We start from the raw sequence: 12,866 nt of genomic DNA on the forward strand, positions 1-12,866 counted from the left end.
TGAAAAATTGAAATAATGAAAAAACTGGGATTATTACTTGCTCTTTTTTCTTTCAAGCTTTGCCTGGGGCAGGAGCCTGTGCAGTATGTAAATACGCTTATGGGAACAGATTCAGCCTTTGAACTTTCCAATGGCAATACATATCCTGCAATTGCTCTTCCGTGGGGAATGAATTTCTGGACGCCCCAAACAGCTAAAATGGGAGATGGATGGACCTATAATTATGATGATTATAAGATTCGGGGCATAAAGCAAACACATCAACCCAGCCCTTGGCTAAATGATTATGCAGCCTTTTCTCTTATGGCAGTGACAGGTGACCTCCAATATAAGGAAGATGAAAGAGCTTCATGGTTTTCCCATAAAGCCGAAATTGCCAAACCTCATTACTACAGTGTATATTTAGCTGAGTATGATGTTAAGGTTGAAGTTGCACCTACAGTTAGAGGAGCACATTTTCAGTTCACTTTTCCAAAGGCCGATAGTTCTTACATACTGCTTGATGCTTTTTTAAAAGGATCAATGGTGAAAATTATTCCTGAAGAACGAAAAATAATTGGATATGCCAGGAACAATCACGGTGGCGTACCTGATAATTTTCACAACTATTTTGTGGCAGAATTTGATAAGGACTTTCAAATCACCCACACATGGGGAGATGAATGGACGCTTGATTTAGGTGCTACAGAAAAAGAGGGGCAGCATGTGGGGGCAATTGTTGGGTTTAAAACTGAGAAGGGAGAAAAAGTTAATGTTAAAGTAGCTTCCTCTTTTATAAGTTTCGAGCAGGCCCAACGTAACCTTGATAATGAATTAGCAGGGAAAAGCTTTAAAGATATTAAAGAAGAAGCCGAAGCTATATGGAATAAAGAATTGGGCCGAATAGAGATTGAGGATGATAATATTGATCATAAAAGAACATTTTATTCAAGTTTATATCGGGTTCTTCTATTTCCCAGAAAATTCTATGAAATAGACGGGAATAACGAGGTGGTTCATTACAGCCCGTATAATGGAGAAATTTTGCCGGGTTACATGTTTACAGATAATGGATTCTGGGATACCTTTAGAGCGGTTTTCCCCTTCTTCAACTTGATGTACCCCGAGATGAATAAGCAGTTTATGGCAGGGTTGGCTAATACTTATAAAGAATCGGGATGGTTACCGGAATGGGCGAGCCCTGGCCACCGGGATGTAATGATAGGCTCTAATTCAGCTCCTATTATAGCCGATGCTTTTCTCAAGGGAAATGTTTATGATAAAGATGTAGATGTACTGTATGAAGCAATTCTTAAAAATGCAAATATTGAAGAAGGACGCCCTGAGTCTTCTGTGGGAAGAGAGGGACTGAATTTTTATAATAAACTGGGTTATGTTCCTTATGATGTGGGGATAAACGAGAATGCCGCAAGAACTTTAGAATACGCCTATGCCGATTGGACTATTTCAAAATTTGCAGAAAAACGAGGAGATAAAAAAACCTCCCGTAGATTTTATGAGCAGGCAAAAAATTATAAAAACCTGTTTGATCCTGAAACTAACCTAATGCGAGGCAAAAACAAGGACGGTAAATTTCAGAAGCCGTTCAATCCATTAAAATGGGGAGATGCTTTTACAGAAGGTAATAGTCTTCACTATACCTGGTCTGTTTTTCATGATGTTCAGGGTCTAGTTAACTTGATGGGTGGAGAAAAAGAATTTACCACAATGCTAGATACGGTATTTAGTATGCCCCCCGATTTTGACGATTCCTATTATGGATTTACAATTCATGAAATAAGAGAGATGCAAATTGTGAATATGGGGAATTATGCGCATGGGAATCAACCTATTCAGCATATGATATACCTGTATAATTATGCGGGTGAATCCTGGAAAGCTCAGGAAAAGATAAGGGAAGTCCTTACAAGGTTATATTCTCCAACTCCCGATGGATATAGTGGCGATGAGGATAATGGGCAAACCTCGGCGTGGTATGTTTTCAGTTCTCTTGGATTTTACCCTGTTACCCCCGGAACAGACCAATATGTTTTTGGTAGCCCGTTATTCCAAAAGGCAAAGCTTCACCTGGAGAACGGGAATGTATTTACAATTTCTGCAGAAGATAATTCAGGTTCTAATTTTTACATCAACTCTGTAAAGCTTAATGGGAAAGAATACCACAAGACTTATCTAAGTTTAAAAGATATCCTCCCAGGTGGAGAAATCAAATTTAAAATGAGTGATTCACCAAACAAAAGTTTTGGGCAGCATGATAATGCTTTACCTTATTCCATGAGTCCGAAAAAATAACCCTACTATGAAAATCCGATTTTTTTTTGTTCTTAGTTTATTTTCATTACAAATTCTCCTTTCTCAGGAGCCGGTGGAATTTGTTAACCCTTTTATAGGAACTTCCAATTATGGAGCTACCAATCCGGGAGCCATTGCGCCACGGGGAATGGCAAGTGTTTCCCCATTTAATGTTGCTGGCGGCACAAACAAACTCGAGAAGGATAGCCAGTGGTTATCGAACCCTTATGTTCATGAAAATGTTTTTTTGACCGGGTTTAGTCATGTGAATCTTAGTGGGGTTGGTTGTCCCGATCTTGGGGTTATACTGGCCATGCCTACCACAGGTGATGTTGAGACAAACCATGAAACCTATGGTACAACTTACAAGAACGAAACCGCTAAAGCGGGATATTATGCTGTAGAACTGGATAAATATCAAATAAAAGCAGAAGTAACAGCATCTACAAGGGTAGGGGTAAGCAGATACACATTTCCAAAAGGGAAAGCTAATATTCTTATTAATCTTGGATTAGGGCTGACAAATGAACAGGGGGGGATGTTAAAAATAAATTCCCCAAGTGAGGTAGAAGGGATGAGAACAGTAGGTTCTTTTTGTTATAACAATCCTGAAGCTTCTTATCCGGTATATTTTGTCGCACAACTATCTAAACCTTCAAAGGAATTCGGTGCATGGAAGAACCCTTATAACTATGAGGGGGTGGAAGCACAATGGATGACTTATAATGATAAGGTAAGAATTAAAAAAGGGTTTACACGCGAAGTTGTTGGGGACAGTATTGGAGCATATTTTTCATATGATTTCCAGCAGCCAACAGAAGTTGAATTAAAAGTGGCGGTATCATACGTGAGTATTGAAAATGCCAGAGAGAACCTCCAGAAGGAAGTAGGGAATCGAAGCTTTAATGATATATATGAAGAAACAAGAGATGCGTGGAATGAAAAACTTTCGGTTGCTGAAGTGGAAGGGGGAAGTGCTGAAGACAAAACGGTATTCTATACAGCTTTATATCACGCCCAAATTCATCCAAATATTTTCAGTGATGTCAATGGAGAGTATCCTGAAATAGCCACCGGGAAAATAGGAAAAACAGAAGGTAGCCGATATACCGTTTTTTCATTATGGGATACTTACAGGAATTACCATCAATTAATGACCCTGCTTTATCCTGGGGAACAGACGGAAATGATCAATAGCATGTTGGCAATGTATGATGAGAATGGATGGCTGCCAAAATGGGAATTAAATTCTACAGAGACCTTTACAATGGTTGGAGATCCTGCTTCTGTAGTTATTGCTGATTCTTACCTGCGCGGTCTTAGAAATTTTGATGTAGAGAAGGCTTACGAAGCTATGCTCAAAGGGGCTACAGTTACAGAAAACAATCCTCTTCGTCCTGGAAATGCTGAGTATGTAGAAAAAGGTTACTTAAGTGTTGAGAGTGGAATAGCAGGACCTGTTTCAACTACCCAGGAATATAATATATCAGATTTTGCTATTGCACAACTAGCCAAAGCCCTTGGAAAAAAAGAGGACTATAAAAAATTTTATAAACGCTCACAGTCTTACAGAAAATTGTATGACAGTGAAACCGGACTCTTAAGACCAAAAAAGGCTAATGGAGATTGGTATGAACCTTTTGACCCCAATGCCGGTGCAAATTTCACTAAGAATGTAGGATATATTGAAGGGAATGCCTGGCAATATGTTTATATGGTGCCGCATGATATCCGTGGAATAATCAAGCTAAAAGGAGGGGGAGAAAATTTCATTCAACAGCTGGATTATATATTTGATGCAGGTCACTATGATATGGCCAACGAACCCGATTTTGGATATCCTTTTCTTTACAACTTTGTAACGGGAGAAAATGATAAAGCTCAAAAAAGGATTAATGATTTACTTGATAGGTATTATTCTAATGCGCCTGCAGGACTACCTGGAAACGATGATACAGGTACCATGAGTGCCTGGGTAATTTATGCCATGATGGGTTTTTATCCAGTAACCCCGGCAGATCCAGTCTATACACTCTTTGCACCTAAGTTTAATAAAATAACTCTTCATTTGGAAGATAATCATGAAGTTATAATAAAGTCTTTTATTAAGGCTGGGGAACCTCTAAAATATATTTTAATAGATGGGAAAAAACATGAAAACCTTTTCATTTCTCACTCCAAATTGATAGGTACATCATCAATTGAAATGTATTAAAAAACCCTTTAAAATGTGCAAGTCTATATCGTTTTCGAACCCAGGAAGTTGTTGAGCTATCCACCGCTGCTATTCGTCGAAATTCGATTTTTCCCTTAACACTCCTGTAACATTTGCAGTATATTTACTTCATCTTGTAGACATTATTTAACCAAATTACAACAAACCATGAAAATCAAATTATTTATCTTGTTTGGTTTTGCGCTCGGGCTTTTTAGTCAGAATATGGTAGCGCAGGATCAGGCAATATCTGGAACTATTACAGACGCTCAGAATGGAATGCCACTTCCGGGTGTAACAGTTGTGGAAAAAGGCACCATGAATGGTGCAGTAACAGATATGGATGGGAATTACATGATTGACGTTCCTTCTGATGCTGTTCTTGTTTTCTCTATGGTAGGATTTACCACTAGAGAAATTACCGTTGGGGACCAAAGTACTATAGATGTTCAATTAACAGCAGATGTTCAGGCCCTGGAAGAGGTAGTGGTAACCGCTCTGGGAATCAAGAGAGAGACTAAGAAACTCGGCTATGCAATGAGCGAGGTCGAAGGGGGTGAAATTAGTAAAACCAACACGGTGAGTCCTGTGAGAGGGCTACAGGGAAAAGTTGCTGGTGTTAGTATTGGATCTTCAGATGGAGGATTGTTTGGAAATTCCAAAATCCAAATTCGAGGGATTTCCTCTCTAAACTCAAACAATAACCAGCCAATCTTCGTAATAGACGGAGTTATTCTTGAAAATTCAGTTGCTGATGAAGCGGCAGACTGGTCTGCAAGTGCGAATGACTACGGAAATATTCTTAAAAACCTAAACCCTGACAACTATGAAAGTGTATCAGTTCTAAAAGGTGCAGCTGCGACAGCTTTGTATGGTTCTCGCGGTATAAACGGGGTGGTAATTATTCAAACTAAAGATGGTTCTGGTGCCCGGGGATTAGGTGTCACCGTAAGCCAAACAGTCGGTATTGAAGACGTATACAGGCAACCCGCCTTACAGAATGAATTTGGTCCAGGAACACTTCCCGGATATGTAGGTTATGGAAGACAGGATTCAAATGGAGATTACTACAGGTTTAGCCCTGAATTCTATTATAATACTGATGGAGATCCTACTTTAATTAATCATGCAGGTGGTGGACTTAGTTACGGTCCAAGGTTTGATAGTAGCGTGATGATCGAAGATTATGACGGAAATCTTATTCCTTATGTGGCTAATGAGGATAACATGAAAGATGCGTACGACACTGGTTGGAACAGCAATACCCACTTTGCTATAAAAGGTGGGAATGAAAAAGCGACGTTCTACTTGTCAGATTCTTACAGCTATAGAACAGGTGTTCTACCCAACAATAGTTTTGATCGAAACACTTTAGCTTTTAGAGCAAGTTATGAAGTAGCCCCGTGGTTAAAAGCTAATGGTTCGGTAACATTTACTCAATCTGAGTCTAAAAATGCCAGAAATGATTTTTCTGAAATTTTTGCATCGGGAGGTTTTGAAAGAATCTATAATACTAAAAAATATTCTCAGAGGAGATATTGGCAGGCCGAACATGGTGGAATTCCTAATTCTGATTATGGTGACGAATATGCTTATGCACCCAATGCAGGTTTATGGTTCTCCTTTAATACTGCAAATGCTGTGCAGGAAGAGACTGTGGTTCGCCCTGTAGTGAGTTTGTCGGCTTCTCTTACAGACTGGCTTACCCTTGCTGTAGAAGGAAATATGAATTACTATACCACCCGGTTCGAAGATAAAAATTTAGGAAGTGGTTTGGCAAATGAAGGTGGGGGATACGAATTAAATCATACAAGAAACGTGAGCAGAACAGGTAAGATTACCTTAAATGCAAATACCCAGATCAATGAAGATTTCTCTGCACAGGTTTTACTCGGAGGAGAGATTTGGGATCAGGAAAAATCACAAAGTAATGTGAGAACAGATGGTGGCCTCGTTTTCCCTGGTAAATTCTTTATTGATAACTCTAAAAGAGATCCAATAGGGTTTGCAAGTGTATTTGGAACTAAACAAATTAATTCCTTGTACTTCCTTACCAGTTTTGGATATCAGGATCAGGTTTTTCTTGATATAACAGGTAGAAATGACTGGTCTTCGGCCCTCGTATATACAGACGGTACAGGAAATAACTCTTATTTCTATCCTTCTGTTTCTACATCGTGGATATTTGATCAGACCTTTGAAATGCCTGAATGGGTAACCTTCGGAAAGTTGAGAGCTTCTTGGGCACAAGTAGGTAGTGATACAGATCCATACCTAATTAACCCTGGATACCAGATAGGTAGCTTTGAAATGGAGAATGGGAATTTTGTTCCCTGGAATAATATTTCTACTACCTTAGTGGATAGAAGCATTGAGCCAGAAAGAAAAAATTCATTTGAAATAGGTGCAGATCTTAGGTTCCTTGAAAATCGTATAGGTCTAGACGTTGCCTATTATGATGAGACTATTAAAAATCAAATTGGTTCTGTTCCAATTCCACGGGAGTCAGGATATAATAATCTGTTTACCAACGTAGGAACACTTAAGAATTATGGATTGGAACTTAGTTTGACTGTTGATCCAATTAGAACAGAAAACTTTAGGTGGAGATCTACTTTTAACTACTGGAATAACACTACAAAAGTTACTGAGTTACATGAAGATTACGGAGAATATAAAGTATTAGGAGGTTATACCAACTATGGGAACTATCGAATAGGTTCTGTTGCATTTGAAGGTGGGGAATACGGAGTATTAATGTCTGATAGTTCTAAAAAGTTATGGCAGTCTACCGATGCAAACGGGAATCCTATAGACGATCCCCGTAATGGAATGCCTATCTTAAAATATAGTGATGCTAACCGTGGAGCAGTTTATACACGTAGTGGTGTTGTTGAAGAGATTGGTAAAATTCAGCCCGACTTTGAAGGCTCATGGAGCAATGAATTTTCTTATAAAGGACTTACATTGTCTGTGCTGTTAGATGCTCGTTTTGGTGGGCATATTGCTTCTTACTCTAGTAAATATGGTACAGCTTATGGATATTTAGAAGAATCGCTTGAGGGACGAGCTCCAGAATACGGTGGAGTAACCTGGACATCTGAGTATGCTGATACTCAAGGACAGGTATTTGAAGATGGTATTATTCCTGAAGGAGTATTTAGTCCTGGTCAATCAATTACTGCACCTGATGGGACAATGGTTAATGTGGGAGGTATGACTTTCCAGGAAGCTTTTGATCAGGGTTATGTTGAACCTACTCATGCCGGTTACTACCATTACTTTAATAATGCTTGGAGTTCTGGTGTTGTTAACGACGATTGGTTTACCGAATTAGAGTATATAGCTTTAAGAAACATTAGTATTGGATATAACTTCCCGTCTAGTATTAGCGATAAAATTAAAGCACAAAACTTGTACATTGGATTAAACGGACACAATCTTGCTTACTTGCATAATTCGTTGCCAAACGATATTCATCCTGAAGGATTTAGAGGAACTACAAGTTCTTCTTCTTTCCTGGAGAGGTCTTTTACTCCGTACACAGCGTCTTATTCTATGACAGTTTCTATTGATTTTTAAAAAATACGGTTTATGAAAAATACAATTAAATTAGCTTTATTTTCTACACTCATCTTTGCCATAGGATGTGATAAAGAAGATTTTGCAGACTTGAATAGTGACCCATCTCAGGTTGCTGAGCCAGAGTTGACGCTTTCAATGACTCAGGCTATTGAGCAGATGTATGAAAACGACTATACTACATGGTTCTATAATGCTTTTGATTATACTTATCCGTGGTCACAAGTGGTGACAGGAGGAGTGAATTCCGGGAATACAGAGCAGGTAGTGGAGATGGGCCCAAAGGGAGACCATAATATTTACTCTTCCCTAATCCCTACAGTGAGAGAAATTAGAGCAAGAATTGATGCTATGGCTCCTGGTGAACAAGAAGAAAGACGAGCCATGAGAGCCATGACTTATCCTATCCAGATTCTTCCTGCTATGACACTTACAGACCATTATGGTGCAATAATTTATAGCGAGGCAGGAATGGCTCCATACACTACTCCTCCTTTGTTAACTCCTGTCTATGATTTGCAATCCGAACTGTTTAATATTTGGCTTGATGAGCTCGATACTGCTATTGTTGACCTTATGGCAGAGGATCAATTCGATGTGGGAGATCAGGATCTTATTTATGGGGGTGATTATAAAAAATGGGCTCAATTTGCCAATCTTCTTAAATTGAAGATCGCTGCAAGACTTGTAAATAAAGATAGGGCTAAAGCGATAGAAATAGTAGAAGAAGTTGTCAACTCTCCCGCAGGATATATGGATCAACTTTCAGATGATTTTCTTTACCACAAAGGTGTTGATTACTTTGGTACCGGGGAAGGTGTAGGTGTAGGTATGGGAGCAGAGAATTTTATTGATTTTCTAATTGAGAATAAAGATCCGAGGTTAAGAGTACTTTTTGAAAAGAACTCCTTTAATGGTGAAGTAGTACAGGCATTTTTAGATGCCGGTAAGCCATTACCGCCTTATGTCGCAGAATATGTTGAGACTGATTCAAATGGTGATTTTGCTGGTTGGTCTGGACCGGGTGAACCATGGGTGAGATACCACGGGGTTCCTCTTGCGCCTGATGCAACTATAGATGGTGACAATGATTTTTATTTTAATCAGAGCGTTAATAATAGAATTGGCGTTGATGGTGTAGAAAAAGTGTATGCTTCAACTTCAAATTTCAATGAGAGATTAGTACGTACCGCTATTAACTTCACCTACCCTACTAAGCCTGGAGGACGTATTCTGGAGGTTGTGGACAATTTCCCTTCATTGAAAGTTATTTTAGGATCATCGGCAGAGACTATGTTTTACCTGGCAGAATTTAAATTGCTTGGAGCAAATATTTCCGGTTCAGCTCAGGAATATTTTGATAAAGGTGTGGAACTATCTGTAAGAAGACTGGATCTAATGGCACAAAACAACCGTTATCCTTATTATGATGAAGATCCCGTTTATTTGGATTCTGAGCTTGCATCTGAGGGAAGTACAGCTCTGAGAGATGGTGAAATTCAGGCCTTACTGGATCAACCTGCCTACGATTTAAGCTCTGATGGTCTTGAAAAAATTTATATTCAACAGTACATCAATTTTGCAGCTACTCCTGGTGATCTCTGGACTACTGTGAGAAGGTCAGGTATTCCGGTAAGGAATAGTAACATCTTCCCATGGGATCCTCTTGTTGCAGGTGGAACTGAATTGGTTATCCCACGTAGATTTAGTGTAGAAATACCTACTGAAGACAACAAGAACTTTGAGAATACAGAGGCTGCTTACATTAGTCAGGGCTTCACCCCAGGATCGGTTAATCCACTTATTCTTAATGAGGAAAGAATTTGGTTTGATGAACCAAATCCTGATTATGGTGCAGGTCCTAAACAATAAAACCCAAACAGGATCAATCTAGTTGCAAATATCTACTAGTGTTTGAATTAGCAATATTACCAAGAGAATATTTGAAAACCAGATTATCATTAAAAGGGAATTTCTATTTAGAGGTTCCCTTTTTTTAATTCAAAAATAAACGAAATGAAAATAACACAATTACTTATATTCTTCAGCTTACTTCTTTCGGTGAGTCATTTATCTGCTCAAAAAAGAGAGGGTAATATTGTAGAATATTTTGGAAAGGAAAAAGTTGAAGATATCAATGAAGGAGAGGTAATCCATCTGTTTGAGGAAGGTTTAATCCTTTCAAGGAAGAGACTTCCTGCGGAAGCAAAATCAGTTCTAAGTGATCCACTCTTTGCAAATTTACTTCAGGATAAAACCATGGTTATCTCTGAAGGAGAAGAAGCTTTTGCTGATGTTGACACTAAGGCGGCTAAATGGAAAAAAATTGAGATAAGTGAAAACAGTGAATTCAATGATGATGGCTTTAGAAATGGCTATCTCTACCTGGAGTATGATTCAGGTTCAGAAAAGACAGTGATCTTTGAAGCTTCTGGGCATACAGCAGCCTTAATTAATGGCCTGCCTCACGAAGGAGATCATTATGATTTCGGCTGGAGTCTTATTCCCGTAAAACTTAATAAAGGGAAAAATGAATTTATTTTAACCGGGGGAAGATTTTCCCATATGCGTGCCAGATTACTTGAACCCAACCAACCGGTACAGTTTACCACAAGAGACATGACTCTGCCAGATGTGCAGAGAGAGGACAAAGAAGATTTAATAGGCGGAATCAGGATTATGAACAGCAATGATTCCTGGCTCAAAGGTGCTAGTATAGTAACAATTGTAGGGTCTCATCAAAATGAAACCAATGTACCCTCTGTTTCTCCCTTAAATGTGAGAAAAGTGCCTTTTAGCATTCCTGTTCCCGAAATTCTCCCTGTAGGTGATACGCTTAACGTAGTTGTCCAGTTAAAAGACAGGAGAGGAAAAATAATTGACTCTAAAAATATCGAGTTGGCAATAAAATCAAAATATGCCCATCATAAAAAAACCTTTATTAGCGATATAGATGGGAGTGTACAATATTATAGTATTGCGCCATCACTTACAAAAGAAAAAGAACAGCAGGCTTTGTTTCTATCTGTTCATGGTGCCTCAGTAGAAGCTGTAAATCAAGCCAACGCCTATAAACAAAAAGACTGGGGCCATTTGGTGGCTCCTACCAATCGCAGGCCCTTTGGTTTCGCATGGGAAGATTGGGGGCGTTTGGACGCACTGGAAGTACTGGAGCATGCCGAGAATTTGTTAAAAACAGATCAACAGCACACTTATCTTACAGGACACTCAATGGGTGGTCACGGCACATGGTATTTAGGGGCTACTTACCCTGATAGATTTGCGGCCATTGCACCTGCTGCAGGATACCCCGATTTACTGGAGTATAGGCATAGCTTTGTAAGAAGGGCTGCAGAAAGACCTGAAGAATACTTTGAAAGGTTCGGTATGAGTAAATCTGAATTCCTTAAAAGTATATCTGCCGGATATGAAAAGGAATCTGACCGGTTAATGGATTCCATGGTTAGAAGAGCCGGAAACCCAAGTAGAACCCTGAAGCTTGAAAACAATTATCTTCACTTCGGAATTTATGTGCTTCATGGGGAAGCAGATTCGGTAGTACCTACTTTTATCGCCCGTGAAATGCGTGAACGTTTAGGGAAATTCCACAATGACTTCGCTTACTATGAATATCCGGACGGTACCCACTGGTATGGAGATCATAGTGTAGACTGGCCTCTTATTTTCGATTTCTTTAGGGCGCGAAAAATAAAATCTCCGGAAGAAATAGATGAAATTGAATTTTCTACTGGTTCTCCCGGCGTTTCTGCAACTTCTCATTTTGTCACTATTTATCAACAGGAAAAGCCTTTTGAGATTAGCTCTTTTAAGTTTGATAAAGAAGACGGGAAGGTGTCTTTAGAGACAGAGAACGTAGAAGTTTTAAAACTCAATTTTAAGGAGATGGGTGTCTCTTCACTTGACACAATGAGTATTGACAATGAAATTCTCCCCATTAAAACATCAACAGAAAATGCCTTTTTTAGAAAGAATGGCGGTGTTTGGGAGGTTGCTTCCACACCTTCAGCTGCAGAAAAAGGACCACACCGGTACGGCGGATTCAAGGATGCTTTCAAAAATAACATGGTTTTCGTTTTTGCGACAAGAGGCTCAAAAGAAGAGAATGAATGGTATTACAACAGGGCAAAATTTGATGCAGAAAAGTTCTACTACAGGGCCAACGGGAATGTTGAATTAGTAAGGGATGTAGATTTTAGGACTGATAAATACAGCGACAGGAACGTGATACTTTATGGAAATAAAAGCAATAATGCTGCCTGGAACAGGCTTTTAAAGGACTCTCCCATTCAGGTTACAAAAAATAAGCTTCAGGTTGGAGATAAAACCTTTTCTGGGGAACAATGGGGTGCTTATTTCATTTTCCCAAGAAGAGATAGTGATATAGCCAGTGTAGGTGTGATAACTGCAACAGGTGAGAGAGGAATGAAAAGTGCATATGCCAATGACTATCTTGAGAACGGCACTTTTTTCCCAGATGTGATGATCTTTGATGATACAATGATGAAAAATGGCATTTCTGGTCTTAAGTATAGTGGGTTTTTTGATAATTCATGGAATATTGAAGGCGGGGACTTCTATTGGAGAGAATAATTGATCACTTTAAAAGGAATTGTAGAAGAATGCCTTCTGCAATTCCTTTCTTTTAGATTATACTTTGTAACCCACCATCGCCTTTCATTTTTATCAGAAAAAAACCTTCTTTGAATTTACTATTTTAGAGACCTCAGGTTTTAAGAGAGTAAAATATTTACCTTTT

General features: G+C 39.0%; 5 protein-coding genes. All 5 read left to right on the forward strand.

The features are described from left to right. Positions 1 to 15: 15 nt before the first annotated feature. Complete coding sequence (locus tag OQ279_RS10235) at positions 16 to 2,292, forward strand: GH92 family glycosyl hydrolase (protein ID WP_266069784.1); 2,277 nt, start codon at positions 16 to 18, stop codon at positions 2,290 to 2,292. Between the two features lie 7 nt (positions 2,293 to 2,299). Beyond that, positions 2,300 to 4,507: a GH92 family glycosyl hydrolase gene (locus OQ279_RS10240; protein ID WP_266069785.1), complete on the forward strand. Its 2,208-nt coding sequence runs from the start codon at positions 2,300 to 2,302 to the stop codon at positions 4,505 to 4,507. Between the two features lie 168 nt (positions 4,508 to 4,675). Further along, on the forward strand, positions 4,676 to 8,089 hold the full coding sequence (locus OQ279_RS10245; protein WP_266069787.1) for a SusC/RagA family TonB-linked outer membrane protein: 3,414 nt from the start codon (positions 4,676 to 4,678) through the stop codon (positions 8,087 to 8,089). A 12-nt stretch (positions 8,090 to 8,101) separates the two neighbouring features. Further along, a complete protein-coding gene (locus OQ279_RS10250; RefSeq protein ID WP_266069789.1) occupies positions 8,102 to 9,961 on the forward strand; it encodes a SusD/RagB family nutrient-binding outer membrane lipoprotein in 1,860 nt (619 codons plus the stop codon). 144 nt (positions 9,962 to 10,105) lie between these two features. Beyond that, the gene (locus OQ279_RS10255) at positions 10,106 to 12,700 is read left to right on the forward strand and encodes a carboxylesterase family protein (protein WP_266069791.1); all 2,595 of its coding nucleotides are present in this window, start codon (positions 10,106 to 10,108) and stop codon (positions 12,698 to 12,700) included. The last annotated feature ends 166 nt before the right edge of the window (positions 12,701 to 12,866 follow it).

Source organism: Salinimicrobium profundisediminis (assembly GCF_026241755.1).
GTDB lineage: Bacteria > Bacteroidota > Bacteroidia > Flavobacteriales > Flavobacteriaceae > Salinimicrobium > Salinimicrobium profundisediminis.